This is a genomic window from Amycolatopsis sp. lyj-112, from assembly GCF_046549055.1.
Taxonomy (GTDB): Bacteria; Actinomycetota; Actinomycetes; order Mycobacteriales; family Pseudonocardiaceae; genus Amycolatopsis.
In genome coordinates this window covers 69,861-84,754 of record NZ_JAJPWS010000010.1, presented here as the reverse complement: position 1 = coordinate 84,754, position 14,894 = coordinate 69,861, and the positions used below count along the sequence as shown (strand labels likewise).

12 protein-coding genes and 1 tRNA gene are annotated in these 14,894 nt (G+C 66.8%); 3 read left to right on the top strand and 10 right to left on the bottom strand.

Going from position 1 to position 14,894, the window contains the following annotated elements; all coding sequences use genetic code 11:
• The first annotated feature begins 162 nt into the window (after positions 1-162).
• Positions 163-729: a hypothetical protein gene (locus ACLJRL_RS28805; protein ID WP_410659443.1), complete on the top strand. Its 567-nt coding sequence runs from the start codon at positions 163-165 to the stop codon at positions 727-729.
• A gap of 148 nt (positions 730-877) precedes the next feature.
• Here the strand turns inward: ACLJRL_RS28805 and ACLJRL_RS28800 are convergent, their stop codons facing one another.
• From ACLJRL_RS28800 to ACLJRL_RS28765, 8 genes are all read right to left on the bottom strand, one after another.
• Positions 878-1,957, bottom strand: coding sequence for a tyrosine-type recombinase/integrase (locus ACLJRL_RS28800; protein WP_410659442.1), 1,080 nt, complete (start codon positions 1,955-1,957; stop codon positions 878-880).
• Positions 1,954-2,421 carry a hypothetical protein gene (locus ACLJRL_RS28795; RefSeq protein WP_410659441.1) on the bottom strand — a complete coding sequence of 156 codons (468 nt, stop codon included), beginning with the start codon at positions 2,419-2,421 and terminating at the stop codon, positions 1,954-1,956. The genes ACLJRL_RS28800 and ACLJRL_RS28795 overlap by 4 nt, the downstream gene beginning before the upstream one ends.
• A 143-nt stretch (positions 2,422-2,564) precedes the next feature.
• A tRNA-Leu gene (locus ACLJRL_RS28790) sits at positions 2,565-2,648 on the bottom strand.
• Positions 2,649-2,898: 250 nt separating this feature from the next.
• On the bottom strand, positions 2,899-6,324 hold the full coding sequence (locus tag ACLJRL_RS28785) for a hypothetical protein (protein WP_410659440.1): 3,426 nt from the start codon (positions 6,322-6,324) through the stop codon (positions 2,899-2,901).
• Positions 6,325-6,373: 49 nt separating this feature from the next.
• On the bottom strand, positions 6,374-9,469 hold the full coding sequence (locus ACLJRL_RS28780) for an ATP-binding protein (RefSeq protein WP_410659439.1): 3,096 nt from the start codon (positions 9,467-9,469) through the stop codon (positions 6,374-6,376).
• Positions 9,469-10,095 (bottom strand): hypothetical protein, encoded by a 627-nt coding sequence (locus tag ACLJRL_RS28775; protein ID WP_410659438.1) that lies wholly within the window; start codon positions 10,093-10,095, stop codon positions 9,469-9,471. Before ACLJRL_RS28775 ends, ACLJRL_RS28780 begins: the two co-directional genes overlap by 1 nt.
• A gap of 24 nt (positions 10,096-10,119) precedes the next feature.
• Positions 10,120-11,757: a KGGVGR-motif variant AAA ATPase gene (locus ACLJRL_RS28770; protein WP_410659437.1), complete on the bottom strand. Its 1,638-nt coding sequence runs from the start codon at positions 11,755-11,757 to the stop codon at positions 10,120-10,122.
• Positions 11,758-11,760: 3 nt separating this feature from the next.
• Positions 11,761-12,354, bottom strand: a complete 594-nt coding sequence (locus ACLJRL_RS28765) for a TIR domain-containing protein (RefSeq protein WP_410659436.1) — start codon at positions 12,352-12,354, stop codon at positions 11,761-11,763.
• Positions 12,355-12,596: 242 nt separating this feature from the next.
• Between ACLJRL_RS28765 and ACLJRL_RS28760 the strand changes: the two genes are divergently transcribed.
• The gene (locus tag ACLJRL_RS28760; RefSeq protein WP_410659435.1) at positions 12,597-13,532 is read left to right on the top strand and encodes an SEFIR domain-containing protein; all 936 of its coding nucleotides are present in this window, start codon (positions 12,597-12,599) and stop codon (positions 13,530-13,532) included.
• 4 nt (positions 13,533-13,536) lie between these two features.
• On the opposite strand, the gene shbA is transcribed toward ACLJRL_RS28760, so the two are convergent.
• Both shbA and ACLJRL_RS28750 read right to left on the bottom strand, forming a co-directional pair.
• Complete coding sequence (shbA, locus tag ACLJRL_RS28755) at positions 13,537-14,184, bottom strand: RNA polymerase sigma factor ShbA (RefSeq protein ID WP_410659434.1); 648 nt, start codon at positions 14,182-14,184, stop codon at positions 13,537-13,539.
• A 4-nt stretch (positions 14,185-14,188) separates the two neighbouring features.
• Positions 14,189-14,623: a hypothetical protein gene (locus tag ACLJRL_RS28750; protein WP_410659433.1), complete on the bottom strand. Its 435-nt coding sequence runs from the start codon at positions 14,621-14,623 to the stop codon at positions 14,189-14,191.
• Here ACLJRL_RS28750 and ACLJRL_RS28745 point away from each other — a divergent pair.
• Positions 14,622-14,888: a hypothetical protein gene (locus tag ACLJRL_RS28745; RefSeq protein ID WP_410659432.1), complete on the top strand. Its 267-nt coding sequence runs from the start codon at positions 14,622-14,624 to the stop codon at positions 14,886-14,888. The genes ACLJRL_RS28750 and ACLJRL_RS28745 overlap by 2 nt on opposite strands.
• Positions 14,889-14,894 lie beyond the last annotated feature (6 nt).

Here is a 14,894-nt window from a genome sequence, read left to right as displayed (position 1 = left end):
CGCAAAGGCTGATCCACAGAGGACTCGGACTGTGCACAAGTTTGACACTGACACTCGTCGTCAAGATGATTGATGTCAGGTACGCGACGCGCGACCGGCGCCGCGTACCGACCTTGCCCTCCCCCAGGCATTAGGTGCCTGTGCGTCGTGAGGGAGTTGGTCATGGAAGTTAATGTTGATGTTGCGGCGTATTCAGCTGAAGCCGGCGTAGCAGCTCACGAACATACCGAGCCGGTTGCTGATCGAGTGATCAAGTCGCTCAGCTTTCCTTCTCAGGGTCGCGCTGTCGAGGCGGCGGTTTCGCCGCCTCCCATCGCGGTTCTGATGAGCAGAGCGGATGATCGGTCGATTTCCTACAGCATGGCGCGGGTCGACGCGTCGGGCACGGTTCCGGCGACGTCGGCTCTCGAGGCGTTGTCATGGAAGCCGGGCAAGCGCATCGGCTACAGGATCGAGTCGGGGGCGCTGGTGGTGTATCCGTCGGCGGATGGGCTGCATGTGTTGCCGAAGAAGCCCAGCGTTGTGATTCCGGCGCCGCTGCGCCATGTGCTGGGTGTTGTCGCCTCGCATCAGCTGCTGCTGGGCGCGCTGACCTCGCACGAGGCGCTGGTGATCTATCCACCGTCGGCTCTCAACCGGATGGTCGGCCTCTTCCACAGCACCGCGGACGACGTTGATCGAGGCGCCACGTCTCGGATACCGCCAACCGCGACAGCTCAACAGGCGTGACGACCGACGCTGCGGCGATCAGCGATCCGGGCCGCGGCACAGGGAGCGTCGTGCTCACCTCGGACGGCCATGGCGGCGTCCGAGGGGTTTCGCCGGGGCGGGAGTGCACCGGAGGTGTTCCGCGTCCTCCCCGCCCCGGCGATCCTGGCTATTCGGTCGGGGCCATCGAGGCCGGAGCGGACGCGGGTGGCCGGGTGCCTGGCCGTCTCGCGAGGGGATGTGGTTCGCCGGTGAGCGCGGCGAGTGCTGTGGCGACGTCGTGGATGTCGGCTTTGACGTAGCCGGCGGTGATGTTGTCGCGGGAGTCGCTGTGCCCGGCGTAGGCGCGGGCGACGGCGAAGCCGAAGGCCCGTTCGACCCAGGTCAGTGTGGTGTGGCGGAGCCAGTGTGCGCTGATCTGCTGCGCGTAGGCCCAGGGCAGGTTCTGCCCGACCCGCTTCCAGATGTTGTCGTAGCGGCGGTCGGTGATGGGGTTCCCGTTGGCGTAGCGCAGAAGCTGCCCATCGGGATCACCGGGTCCCCGGGTCTCGACGTGGTGGAGCAGAGCGCGCATCAGGGTCGGCGAGACCGGCTGCCAGCGTGCTGTCTCGCCCTTTTCCCGGAGATAGACCAGGCATTGCTCGTCGTCGAGGTCGCGTGGCCGCATGGCGATGGCGCCACCGCGTCTTCCGGCGGTTTCCTCGTGCAGGCGGACGATGAGTGAATCGAGCTCGGGGTCGTTGCCGGTGGTCGCGACGACCGTGTTGACCTCGTCGAGCCGCTCGTCGGGCAGCGCGCGGCGGGTGGAGGGAAGCCGGCGTGGTTTGGTGACGCGCCGCGCGGGGTTGTTCCGCTCGTCGATCAGGTCGTCTTCCTGGGCGTGTTTGTAGAGGCACCGCATGGCCGCGATGAAGTTCTCCGCGGCGTTGCGGCCACCGCGGGAGTTGCGGCGCACGACGGCGGTGGACTTGGCCCGTTCGGCTTCGGCGCGGATATCGCTGGCGCTCACCTGATCCAGTGGCCGCTCGCCCCAGGCCGCGCGGGCTTTCTTCCAGTAGGACCCGTATGACCGCGCGGTGCCCTGCGACACCATCGCGGTCACCGTGTCGATCCACGCGCCGACAGTCGGCATGGGACGTGCCGGTGCAGTGGGGGCGGCGGCGAGGAGATCGGCGGGTGAGACGCCCATCCTGGCCAGGAGCAGGCGTGCGGCCTCGACCTCGGCCGGGCCTGCCGGATCGGCGCTCATCGCTGGTCACCTCCGGCCAGCTGGGTGTGGAAGTGGCGCAGCATCTGCCCGACCGAAGCGGGCGAGTGTACGACCAGCACGTCCTGGGCCGGGTCCGCGGCGACGAGGACCCGGACCCCCGCGCGGAGGAAGCAGCGCGCCCGGACCGGTGCCGGGATCACGACGTAGGGCTTCGCGGTCATCGCCAGCGCCCCCTCGGGGCGGCGCTGGAACACCACCGAGGTGCCGAGCACGGTGACGAGGAGGGCGTCTCCGCGCAACCAGCCGAGCAGGTCCACCGCGTCCCGGTTCTGCACCCGGCCCGAGGCGTCGATCCGTGCCGTGGCGAAGTACGGCGCCTGCTGCGTCGGTGCCACGTTCAGGACAGCCAGCGCGCTCAGCGGCGGAGCCGCCGGGGGTGACGAGGGCTGATCAGGTGGACGATAGCCCGTGGGCAACGACAGGCCCACGATACGGTCGGTCATGACAATCCTCCCCTGCGCAGAGCTTCAGGGGAGGAGAAGGTCAACCAGTTCAGCTTAGCTGAACAGCACTGATCCAGTAGGCGACGGTAACCCGTCGCGACCGGGTACTTACTCTGTGATGCGGGAGATTTCCCGTGAAAGTGTGTCCGAGGGGGGACTTGAACCCCCACGTCCGTTAAGGACACTAGCACCTCAAGCTAGCGCGTCTGCCATTCCGCCACTCGGACTTGCTGATGAAGAGAGTATACGTCGCCCGCGAGGCCCGAATCAGGGGGGTACATATCGTCACCAGGACTCACGTTGAGACGATATTCGGTTACCACCCAGCTGCCCTCGGCCCGTCCCAAGAGCGAACACAGGCCCTCAAACCCGCAGGTCAAACACTATAAACCACAACAAGCAACTATCGATTACAAAGAGTCACACCAAGGGCAGGAGGAGGGGCCGAGACGCTAAGCGCCCGACCCCTCCAGACGACTACAGCACGCCCTGGCCGCGTCGCGCCAGGTGGTCGGCGTGGTCCCGCAGGAGCGCGGCGACCCGCGGCCAGCCGACGTTGCTCTGCCGTGCCCAAGCCCGATGGCGCTGAGCGAGATCTCGCAAGTCACCGTCCTGGACGGTCATGCCGGTGGCGAACCCTTCTCGCAGATGCCCACCATCGGCGACGTCGAGGACGTCGCGGACCGGCTCGGGCGGCCAGCTGGCGTCCGGGCGGACGGGACTGCCTGCCAGGACGGTGCCGATCGCCCGGTCGCCGGACTCGGACCGGCCGCGCTCGGCGAATTCCGTGCGGGCGCTCGAAACCCAGGATTTGAGTGCGGTGGCGTCGGCGTGGCCCGGCACGGTGCCCACCTCGAAGATCGCGAACCAGGCGTTGACGAGTTCAACGCTAGGCGCGGCGTCGTCCGTGGGGTGGATCCGGGTGTAGAGGTCGACGAACGCGACCGGTTTCTCGGCGAGGATCCGATGGAGGCTTCGGGGTTTCCGGTGGTGCTTGAGCGACGCGTGGTGCCGCAGTTCCAGCCGCGCGACGGCGACGTCCGATCCACCGGCCTCCACCAGGTGGTCCAGCAACGGACCCACCTGCGAGACCACGCGGCGATCCGTGGTTTCGATCCCGTCCTCTGACGCCCGGAGCAGCACGTCTTCGACCAGGGATGCCGGCGGAGACAACGGCTCCGGCGCGCGCAAACCGAGCGCGAGGGCCTCGACGGCCGACCATGGCCGGCGGCGTGCGAGGAGCTGCGTTATGAAGGACAGCTCCTGCCCCTCGGGGAGCGGCGACGCGCCGACGCGCGCCCAATAAGCCTCGTGAACCTCGTCATCGGCGGAATCGAGGAGCGCCCAGGCGTGCTCCGCGGGGATCGCCAGGAGGTAAGCGACGAGCCCGTCTTGGCCCTTGAGTTGCGTCGCGACCTCTTGCCACCAGTCTTCGCCTTGAGACCGCGCCATCTCGCCTGCCCAGCCGGACGCCCATTCGTCCTCGCCGAGTACCGCCAGCGCGTCTTCTTGGATGTCTCCGCCTGCAACCTCGGCCGCCGTGGCTCCGACCAGCCGGGGAAGAGCGCTCTCGGCAGCGAGGGCGCCGAGCCCTGCGACGCCGTGCTCGCGCAGAACCCCGCCGACGGCCTCGCGGCGGAGACGATCGACCTCCACCTCGCGCGTCACGGGATCGAGCGAATCACCGCCTTCCAGATACGGATTCCGGCCGAACAGCAGGGCGTGCCGTCGCGGGTTCACCGCGGGCTCGATCATTTCGGCGCAGGATTCCAGCCACTGCAACAGTTCCTCGGGCAGCGCCCACTCGGCTCCGGCGTAGTGGCGGTGTTCGGCGGTCAACCGGGTGAGCCGGTCCCACAGGGTGAAGAGCTCGTCCGCCGAGAGCTGATCCGTGTCCAGCCTCGTGAGGTCCTCCACGACCCGATCCCACTGCGCGACAGTCAGCTCGGGCCGCTGCTCGAAGAACTCGCACCATCGTTGAGGGCGGTTCTCGAGTGCGGTCAACGCCGATGTGACCAGTTCGTCCTGAAACGCAAGGATGTCCGGGACGGCGACCGGGGGCGACGGGACTGTCCATTCGAGACGGGCTTGGGGACGCTGAGGGCCGGCGAGGAGATGTCCCTGCGAGCCGCTCAACAATGCGAGGGTCAGCCGCCAGCCGACTTCCGGGGTGCGACGGTCGATCGCCTTGACGAACGCGGTCCGCTGCCCGGACGGCAGATCCAGGTGGGGATACCACGGCTGCAGAAGCGTGAGCAGCGACGCGATCGGCTGGCCGGCGGTGTCGAGGCGCGCCAGTTCGGCCAGGACGGAGACGACCATCGGCAAGGCATCGTCCAGCCAGCTGACCGATTCCAGCGCGACCAGCAAGCCTCGCGGGTCACCATCGTCGAAGGTGTTCCGCAGTGGGGACGGATCGCTGGTCAGCGCACGGTCGACGGCGCCGAGGAACTCATGAGGGGCCGCTTCGGCCAGCAGGGGCAGCACATCGGCGAGCGCCCGCCAGAGCGGGCCGTTCGCGTCGTCGTTGGCTCGTCCGAGCAGGTCCTTGACCAGGTGTGCGGCATGGTCGGCGCAGGTGACGCCGCCGGCGAGCGTCGTCTCCCCCATCGACGCCAGCAGTGCCGCGCTCTGTGCCAGGCCGCGCCGCAGCTCCGGCGACCACGTCCGGACCTTTTCCGGCTCCGCCAGGATCTTGACGGCTTCCTCGTGCCAGCGCCGCAGATCTTGGGCGGTCAGCCGTCCACTAAGGAGCGACCAGGCGTCCTGGGGATCCGCCAGCTGCCAGCGGTCGCCGGACCGGATCAGCAAGGGGTCGTCGCCGCCCTCGGACCGATCGAAGAAGCGGTCGAGCTCGTCGGTCTCCCGTCCGGCGATCGTGGCGATCTCGTCCCGATCGTCCGCCGAGTCCGCCGACCATCGGCCGATCAGCAGGAGTGGTGCGGCGAGGTCGCGCTCGAGCGGGTTCGCCCACTTCGGGAGGTCGCTCGCGACGCTGAGGCGACGGCGCAGGCTGCTGACGCTCCGCCGGGCCACGTCCGCGTAGATGTTCGCGTCAGCGGGCGGAACACCGGCCGCGGCGAACATCTCGGCTGCCTTGCCGCGGGGAATCCTGGGCAGTACCAGGAGATCGCCGCCAGTCCGGTCCGGCGTGCTCCGCACCACGACGACATGCCCCTCGGCGGGCCCCACGTCGACCGCGGGGCCGTCCACGACGGCGACGTAAGGAGCGGCCAGGTTCCGGCACTGACGCCAGCCGTCCTGGCTCGACACGTGCACGACTCGCAGCCCTGGCCGATGCGCCGCCAGCGCGGTCGCGACGAACGCGGCGGCCTCGGTGCGACCGTCGGCGTACACCGACAGGACCGACGGCGCGGCGTCCAGCCAAGAGCACAACCGGTCCACTTCGCGGTCTCGGCCGAGGACCGGCAGCGACGTGGGCAGTACGGGATCCGTCGCGTGCCGCCAGGAATCGAGCCACTCCGACAGGTCTTCCAGTCCTTTGAGGACACCGATACCCAGCTCCGGTGCGAGCCGGATCAGTTCGCTGATCAGGCTCGCGATGTCCTGTTCCGCCGTCCGGAGGCCGATCCGCCGGTACCGCAGGCGGGAGAGTCCGGCGATCTCGGACGGCAAGTCGTCCGGCAGGTCGGCGTCCCCGGTCAGGACCGGAACGATCCTCTTCCCGAGCCGGAACGCCTCGGCGATCTCCTGCCGGGCTCCGTCGCCGAGGTCATCGAGCCAGCCCGGCCCGATCAGCACCACCATCACGGCGGCATCGCGGACGGAACCGCCCGATCGGAACACCCGGTCCTTGCCGAACACATGACTCAGACTCCGGTCGAGACCCCACGTGCGGTCCTGGCCGTCATCGACCCGGACGTTGATGAAGATTCCTGCCATGGTGCGAAATCCTTCCCAGCGAGCACAGTTGATGAGAGGTACTGCGGTTTCACTCGTCTTCGTCGCGAGCCCGGGCGAGCACCTCCTCGATACGGAGCGGGCTGGCCGGGTGGTGGGTCAGACACAGCGGCGTGGTCACCTGCTGGAACCCGAACGCCTCCCCCGCCACATAGAACTGAGCGCGTTCCAGCCGGGAGATGTCGTCGACGGGGCTGCCCTTCGCCCTGGCGAGTTCGTTGGCCGCGGCGATCTGGGCGGGGCTGTTGAGCCTGCCGAAGAACTGCGTCATGGCATTGCCGACGACCTGGTTGTGCAGACCCTTCGGTGCCTGTGTGGCGAAAAGCAGGCCCAGACCGTACTTTCGCGCCTGCGAGGCGAGCACGATGGTGCTGCGGGTACTCGCGGTGAGGGTGCCCGACGCCGCGAGCATCTGCGCTTCGTCCATCACGAAGAGCGCGCCGAGCGGCTTGTCGCCCGCCGGATTTCTCTTGACCCAGGCGAAAAGCTCCATCTGGAGCTGGTTGACGAAGTTCTGCCGCTGTTCTTCGGAGGGCAGGCCGACGAAACTGATGACCGAAACCCTCGCTCGCTTCCCCTCCCCCGGCGCGAGCAGGGCACCCGGGTCGACCGGATCGCCGCCTCCGGCCAACAGTGGATCATTGACCATGGCGGCCTTCAGCCACTCGGCCAGATCGGCCGCCACCTTTCTCCCGTCGTTCAAGGTGCTCACACCGTCAGGCAGGTCTGCGAGTACCTCGATGAGTTCCGGAAGGCTCCGCGACCCGGTGCGCGCGTGGTGGACGACCGCCTGACGCAGAACAGCCAGACCGATATTGGTCTTTGCCGTACTGCCGGTCAGCCGTACCTGCGGGGCGAGCGTGGCCACGGCGACTTCGACCGCCGCGCTGAACTCGTCCTCGTCGTCGAGGACGCCCGCGAAATCGGGCAGTGGCTGGAAGGCCAGCGGCCTGCCGGTGGCACGGCCCGGAGTCCAGACGACGACGTCCGTCTCAGCCAGATACCGCTTGGCCAGCTGAGCGTCGTCCGGCCCCCACGCCGCGGGGGCTTCCGGCCAGGCGTCACCGAGCCGGGCGAGGTCGTTGTTCGGGTCCAGCACGATCGCGGAGACACCCTGCAACGCGCACTCCTCCACGATCCGCCGCAGCAGCACCGTTTTGCCGGACCCGGACCCGGCGAAGATCGCGGCGTGCTTACGCAGGGCCGTCAGTTCGATCCGGACCGGCTTCCCACCGTCCACTGTCGTGCCGAGGGTGATCTCTCCGTCGGCGGCCGGTGGCGGGAGTGTCCCGCCGGGACCGTGGTCGGCAGCGGCTTGCGGAAGGGACTCGGGGAGGACGGCGGACAGGAGTTCCGACCGGCCGGCGGGTCGCCGGTCGACGAGCCACTCGTGAAGTTCCCGGCTCCCTTCGACGAACATCTTGTCGAGTGCCCAGAAGGTGCGAATATCCGAATCGGACAGTTTAAGCCGCTTCCCGCCGTCCTTTTCGAACGCTTTGATCTCCGCCTGGGTCTTCACACCCTTCGACCACGTCGAGTTGCGAATCAGGACCAGGTGACGGTTTTCCGCACCCTTGCGCACACCGGCGGCCGACCGCGCCTTGCGGAACCTGTGCAGCACGGCGATGGGATGGGACGCGGCGATCGCGCGGAACGCCCAATGCTCTTCCAGATCGGACGCCTCGTCGAGGGTTCGGGTGAGCCAAGCGTGCAGCTCGTTCCGATCGCTTTCGGCCCCGTAGACCCACTCCATGTTGTCGTTGCCGACCTCGGTGATCCACCCTCGCAGAGCGGCGGACAGCAGGCCGGGCATCACCTTGTCCTCGATCTTCTGATCGAGGAACGATGACGGATCGGCCGTCGATCGCAGTTCCTCGTATCGCTTGTCGAGTTCGGCGAACCGATCGGCGGCCATCACGGGACGTGGCGGCGCGGCCAGGCGCACCACGTGATCGTCGAACGTGGTCAGCTCGGTGATCTTGCCGGTGCGCAGACAGGTTTTGATATGGGCGCCGATCCGCTTCAAGACCTCCCGGGGTGTCAGCTCCTCCCAGCTGCCTTCGAAGGCCGAAGACGCGATCGGCCAGGTGGGGTACGGCGGTACGAACTTCATTGCGGAGTAGGCGACTCCAAGGCGTTTCGCAACGAGCGCCCTGCCGACCTCGGCGTCGGTGACCCGTCCCAGGATCACGGCTTCGGTGAAGCGGTCCGGGACGGTGTCGGCGGCCTTCTCCTTGATCAGCGCCCACGTATGGGGCAGGCAGGCCAGCACCGTCACGGTCCTTCTGGTCACCTCCCGCAGGCCCATCAGGCCGTCCGCGATCTGGGCGACGAGCAGGTTCTCCTCGTTGCCGTCCCGGATCCGCTGAGCCAGTACGGCGGAACGGGCCACGAGGGTGTCGAGCTGGTCGACGGCGATCACGATCGGGCCGGTGAGCGCGAGCAGCTTCGTGATGTTCTTCACCTGGGACAAAGCAGACTTGGGTTCCGCTCGGATACCCCATTTGCGCCGGTCGCCAGCCTTCGACTCCGGGAATCCGCCCAGGAAGTCGTCGCCGACGTAGTTCTTGTTCGAATCCTCGCTCGCGTAGAGCACCAGAGCGCGCGCCGTATCGGCGCATTCCATGGCGACCTCTCGATCGAGAGTCCGCAGTGCTTCGACGAAGGCGTCGACATCGTCTCTCGAGACACCGCGTCCGTTCAAGATCTTCGTGGTGACGTCGGCGTCGACACGGGCACGCAGACAGACCCTGCGGAGGAAGCTGGTGAGCTGGGGCACTCCGGCCTCGTCCAGCCGGGACAGACCCCGGCGCAACGCCTCCACGGTGTTCTCCCAGAACGCGTCACCCGCGGTGAGGTCGTTGAGGAAGAAGTAGCCGCGAGCCTGATGGGCCTGCTTCCGGACGAGGCCGAGCAAATGTGTCTTGCCGACGCCCTTCTGCCCCTGAAGGACCAGCCCGATCGGGCTGGGGCCGTCGCTGGAAGAAGCCTCGCGAATGCTCGAGTTCGCCGCCGCGAGGACATCGACATGCAGGCCGTCGACGTGGTACGGCGAATCCCGCCACACGTGGTCCGGCGTGTCGGCCCAGTCGAAACGCAGGGCGGCGAGCGCCGCGAGCTGCTCCATTACGACACCTCGATCGAGAGCAGATGGTTGTCCTCACCGCCGATGCGGATCGCCGCCGCGTGATCGGCGGAAGTGAGCGCCTTGCGGTTCGATTCCGGAACCAGGTGCACCTGCCCCGAACGGCTGAGCTCCTTCAAGACCGCATCGACGTCCACAGTGGACGCTTCGCCGAGCATCGGCCGCAGATCCACCAGGCCGACCCAGTCACGAGGTGTACGGGAGAGCTTGCGATAGGCGATCCGGATCCGGCTCTCGATCTCATCGGCCGTCAGCTCTACGTCGGGCATGAAGAGGTCGGCCAGCCGTAGCTTGTCCCGCCGCAGGTGCCTGCCGAGCCCGCCGAGCAGGACGTACAGCGCGCTTCCCAGACTGGAGCGCGGCGCCGGCGCCTCCCCCACGCCCAGTTCGTCCTCACACCAGGCCCAGCCTCGCTCGGTCAGTTCATGGAAGAAGGGACGACCGCGCTGCTCGCTGGCGACCAGATCGAGGTCGTTGAGCTCACGACGTTCCTTGCCGTCGAGCGCGAAGCCCACGATCTCCCGCAGTTCCGGGTTGGACACTTCGCGCGCGATCACCATCAGCACGAGCATCGCCGCGGTCTGCTTCTGTCCCAATCGATCCGTCATCCGAGATCCTTCCTGAATCGCTGCCTAGGTCTGCTGATCAAGAAATCCGCTGAACCCACGGTGCGTCGCCCGGGCTTCCGCGGTCCGCACCGCCCACTCGATGGAGGTGCGGGTTTCCGGCGGTGCGGCCACACGATGGTTCGAGTCGGCATCGGTCGATCGCACTCGCGTTGTCACAAGGAGGTCTTCGGCGAGTTCCTGAGCGCGTTCGGCCTCGCCCGCGCCGATCACTATCTGGAGCTCGGCGACGATCTCGTCCACCACTCGCCACATCAACGGCCGCAGCTGAGCACCCGCTGCTTGGCGGAGAGCGCCGGCGACGTCATGCTCTCCCGACTCGACCAGCGCGGTGGTCCCGTTGATCTGGTCCACCAGCTCTCGGGCGATTTCCCTCGGACCGCGGGAAGAGCCGAAGCGCAGAAACCTCAGATTGCCGACGTAGCCCGGCAGTGTGTTCGGATCGGTGTCCTCGGTGAGTACGGGGATGACCCTGCGGTCCTGGCCGAGGGTCCGGTGCAGGAACAGCTCGACCTCGGCGGACTGCCACCGGCTCACTTCTCCGTCTATGAGCAGGCAGAGATGCCGGGCATCGTCCTCCGCACGTTCGAGCTGTGACCGTTCCCCGGACAGGGACAACACGGGCCGAACACCCAACCCGCCCAACCGTTTCATCAGTTCGCCGGCGAGGAGCCGCGTGGGCCGCGGTGTGCTGACCCGGAGATCGTGAGCGAACGTGCGCTTCTCGGCTCGGACCGCGGCGACGTAGGCATCCCGGTTCTCGGCCAGCAGGGCCGTCCGGTCGAAGTCATGCGCGACCACCGCGGCGACCGTTTCCAGGGCGAAGCTGATCTGATCCGCGGTCGGCGCGAGCTCCGTACGAACCGGGAGCTCCTCACCGAAGGTCCAGTAGGAGAAGTAAGGCAACGTCAGGTGGCGCGACATCAGTTCGGGCGGGACCTCCCGGTCCAGCCAGTTCCCGAAGAGCGCCTTGGTCTTTTCGAGGCAGATTCGCCGCCACTCCTCCGAGCGCTTGTACTCCTCGCGGGCGTCGAATCTGGACAGCACCGGCAGGACGGTCAGCTGCGGCCGGTCGTAAGGCATGAGATCGCGAGCCACGTTCGCTCGTTCGGCGATCTCGATCGCGCCCGTCATGCTCTGCACGTTCGCCGTGAACACCACGACGAGCCGGTCCGGCAGGTGAGCGGTGCAGATTCCTCCGATGTCGGAGATGCCGGTCCTGCTGTCGAGGAGGACGTAGTCGTAGTCGGCCGTCCACTGTTCACGACAGCGCTCGAGATAGTCACCGAAACCCTGCTCGTACAGGGCTTCCCAGTCGATCTCCTGGACTCGTCCGACGTAGGCGGCGTCGTTCCGGCCCGCGGTGATGACGTCGAGCTTTTCAACGCCGGTCAGCCGGGTCGTGTGCGCACCCGGGCGGAGCCTGCCGCCGAGGAAGTCGTCCACCAGATCGATCACTCCACCGGCGGGATCCGCGCTCATCATCGGCCGGAAGTAGGCGTCGAGACCAGGGGCTTCGAGATCCCAGTCCAGGCACAGCACCCGGTGTCCCCAGCGCGCCAGGAGGACGGCGATGTTGGCCAGCGTGAAGCTCCGCCCGACGCCGCCCTTGTAGGAGTAGAAGGTGAGCACGGTTCCCGGCATGGGTCAGAACCTCGGCAGCTTCGACGTTTTCGGCTGAGCGGGAGCCGCGGTTTCCACCGGCCACTCCGGACGCCACGGCGGCGCCAGTGAGATGACCTCCACGAGGTCCTCGACCACTCGCTCCATCTCACGGTGGAAGTCGAGATACTCGGGTGTGTCCTGATACTGCGGATAGTGCAGATTCCAGCTCTTCAAACTCCACATCTTCCGCTCGTGAGCGAAATCCGGGAAGTTCTGGGAGTCACTGAAGATCACGGGGTAGATCAGCCGGCCCGGCATCTCCACCGTGGTCAGGCCGGCGAGTTCCTCTCGCTTCGCCATGGAACGCCATTCGGCCATGCACCATTCATCGATGAAGTACTTCGGCGAACAAACCGGGATCAGAATTCGCGTGCGACGCAGCGCTTCCCGAGCCACCTTCGGCCATTCACCGCCGACCGGCACTTGATCGTCAAGAAATATCTTGACCTCATAGTCGACAAGGTCGTCCAGGAGTTCCCGCAACCTCGGATAGAAGTGGTTGCGAACCCAGGCCGGAACCGTCGGACTACTGCGCTGATAGCTGATGAACACGTGGTACTCGTACACGAGCGCCATTGCTCCTTCACACCCCGACCTGCTGGACAGACCCGATAGTAGGGGTCCACGACAGTCTCGAAAAAGGTCCAAAAACACGACAAAAACTGGACACGGCCGCGCCACGGGACTGTCCTGGACACGAACGGGGCCCGAAAAGACAGAAAGGTGACAAGCAGACGACAAAGGATGCGAGGCTCCCGAGCATCGTCAAGAATGCCTCTCGCCCGACTAACCGAGTTCTTCCTGCGACAGGAGCGTCGATGGCCGACAACGAGGCGCCGCAAGTGTTCGTGACTTACGCACACGATTCGCCCGAACACAAGGAGCGCGTCCGCCGGTTCGCGGAATTCCTGCACGCCGAGATCGGCCTGGAAGTACACCTCGATCAATGGGATGACAACGAACGCCGTGACTGGTCATTATGGGCGTCGAAACACCTCGACACGGCGAATTTCGTGGTCGTTGTCGTTTCGCCGGAGTACAAACGCCGTGCCGAGGGGACCGCGGCGCCGGACGAGGGCCGGGGATCGCAGTACGAAGCGGCCCGGATCCGGGATCGGCTCACGAAGAACCTGAACCTGGAGCTCAAGCGGGTGCTCCCGGTCGTGTTCCCCCAGCAGTCCATCGAGGACATCCCGAACTTCCTCAACCCGTACTCCACCACGAGGTATCCGATCGAGACGTTCACCGAGGAGGGCGTCTCCGACCTGCTGACCGCGATCACCGGCCGCGCCCGGCAGCAGCGGCCCGAGCGCGGGGAATGGCGCGGTGGCGCGCTGAGTGCTCCCGAATCTCGGCGGACGCCGTTGGCGACCGGGCTGAAATGGCAGGCGTGCAGTTCGCTCATCCGCACGGAAGGCGCTCGGATCGGCGATGTGCACTACGCGGACAGCATCGTCTTGAGGGCGGCGGAGCGGCTCGGCTTCGTCGAAGTGGACCTCGGTATGGCATACCGTCGCTTCACCGCGGTGGCCGGCGTCCTCGACGACGCCGTCGAAACCTTCCAGGTGGGACACTTTCGCGTCCTTCTCGACGGGAGACCGTCACCGGAAACCAAAGTGGCGCTGGGAAGACCCGCCGTGATCGAGCTCGACGTCAGCGGCGCGCTGAAGCTGCGGCTGGAGATGTACCGCCCCGGCACCACGAGCACCAGGTGGCTGCCCGAGCTGGCCTGGGGCGACCCGACCTTGGAGTAGCGCCTCAGAAGTCGCCCTCCTGCGCCAGTTCGCGGAGCTTCACCAACGCCCGGTGCTGCTTGACCCGCACGTTTCCCGGCGTGAGCCCCAAGGCGGTCGCGGTCTCCGTGGCCGACAGCCCGACGACGATCCGCAGGACGAGCACCTCCCGCTGGATCTTCGGCAGCGTGGCCACGAGAGTGCCGAGCCGGGAGCCGAGATCGACACCGAGCATGTGGTCCTCCGGCTCGTTGTGGTCCGGCCCGATCTCCGGAAGCTCGGGGACCGGGTCGGACCGGTCACGGGACACCGCGCGGAAGGCGTCGGCGACCTTGTTGGCCGCGATCGCCCGGACGAGATAGATGAACGAGCCGCCTCGATCTTCGTAGGACGGCAGCATCTTGAAGACCGCGAGGCACGCCTCCTGCGCGACGTCGTCCGCCGACAGGTAGGAAAGGTCGCGTCCTCCCATGCGTGCGCGGCAATAGCGCACCAGCGCCGGTTTGACGACGGCCAGCAACGCGTGGACCGCGGCCGGATCACCGGTCTGGGCCGCCACGACGAGCGGGTCGAGCACCTCTTTCGTCATACGCCCGGCCGGGCGCGGCACGTTCTCCAGCGTGCTGTAACCCTTGACGTCTTCGCCGACGGGGCGGGTATCGAGAGTCGTCATCGGCTCAGCCCGTCACTTTCGCACTGGTGTCGAGCCGCCGGACCTGAGAGAGGAAGGCGTTCATCCGCCATCGTAAGGTGTACGCCTTGGCCGTTCCGCCGAAGCCCTTCTTCGCATGGAGGATCACGGCCAGCTCGCCGACGGTGTGACCGTTCGCCTCCGAAATCCGGAGAGAGATCTGCTGCCGGATTCCGGCGAGCAACCCGGACTGCGCGACCATCGGGTTGCCGTCGTCCGTAATGGACCAGCCGTTCCTCGCGACCTTCTTCTTGAAGACGTTCCGCAGCTGTTGCCCGCTCAGCTTCGTTTCCACCCGACGGGACCGGAAACCGTGTCTCTTGAAGGCGTTGTAGCCCAGGTACAGGCCGATGATCACGACGACGATCAGGGCGCCGACCGTGCTGTTCCCCTCGTTCGCGGCGTCAGTGGCGATTCCCATGCTCTCTCCCGGGCGGTTGCGGTTCGAATGCCCGTTAATCGACGAGATCGACGACGGCGTAACGGCCCGGGGTTTCTTGTCCAGCTTTTGTCCGTTGACAAAATACCTGCCATCCGGGCGTCCCGGCGGCTTTTGCCGACGGGCGGGCCAAAACAAGGACAGTTTTCGTATCACCTCGATCACCGGTAGCGAAATCGCTTCGGTGATCGATCCTTTCGCAGGCGACCCGCTCGGTTCGCGCCGCCGATCCGAAGATCACCAGTGACCGCGA

What these genes read in the sequence shown, in the direction of transcription:
- ACLJRL_RS28745 (WP_410659432.1), top strand. Translation starts at nt 14,622, where the DNA reads ATGCTCTCTCCCGGGCGGTTGCGGTTCGAATGCCCGTTAATCGACGAG.
- ACLJRL_RS28795 (WP_410659441.1), bottom strand. Translation starts at nt 2,421, where the DNA reads ATGACCGACCGTATCGTGGGCCTGTCGTTGCCCACGGGCTATCGTCCA.
- ACLJRL_RS28770 (WP_410659437.1), bottom strand. Translation starts at nt 11,757, where the DNA reads ATGCCGGGAACCGTGCTCACCTTCTACTCCTACAAGGGCGGCGTCGGG.
- ACLJRL_RS28800 (WP_410659442.1), bottom strand. Translation starts at nt 1,957, where the DNA reads ATGAGCGCCGATCCGGCAGGCCCGGCCGAGGTCGAGGCCGCACGCCTG.
- ACLJRL_RS28780 (WP_410659439.1), bottom strand. Translation starts at nt 9,469, where the DNA reads ATGGAGCAGCTCGCGGCGCTCGCCGCCCTGCGTTTCGACTGGGCCGAC.
- ACLJRL_RS28785 (WP_410659440.1), bottom strand. Translation starts at nt 6,324, where the DNA reads ATGGCAGGAATCTTCATCAACGTCCGGGTCGATGACGGCCAGGACCGC.
- ACLJRL_RS28775 (WP_410659438.1), bottom strand. Translation starts at nt 10,095, where the DNA reads ATGACGGATCGATTGGGACAGAAGCAGACCGCGGCGATGCTCGTGCTG.
- shbA (WP_410659434.1), bottom strand. Translation starts at nt 14,184, where the DNA reads ATGACGACTCTCGATACCCGCCCCGTCGGCGAAGACGTCAAGGGTTAC.
- ACLJRL_RS28765 (WP_410659436.1), bottom strand. Translation starts at nt 12,354, where the DNA reads ATGGCGCTCGTGTACGAGTACCACGTGTTCATCAGCTATCAGCGCAGT.
- ACLJRL_RS28760 (WP_410659435.1), top strand. Translation starts at nt 12,597, where the DNA reads ATGGCCGACAACGAGGCGCCGCAAGTGTTCGTGACTTACGCACACGAT.
- ACLJRL_RS28750 (WP_410659433.1), bottom strand. Translation starts at nt 14,623, where the DNA reads ATGGGAATCGCCACTGACGCCGCGAACGAGGGGAACAGCACGGTCGGC.
- ACLJRL_RS28805 (WP_410659443.1), top strand. Translation starts at nt 163, where the DNA reads ATGGAAGTTAATGTTGATGTTGCGGCGTATTCAGCTGAAGCCGGCGTA.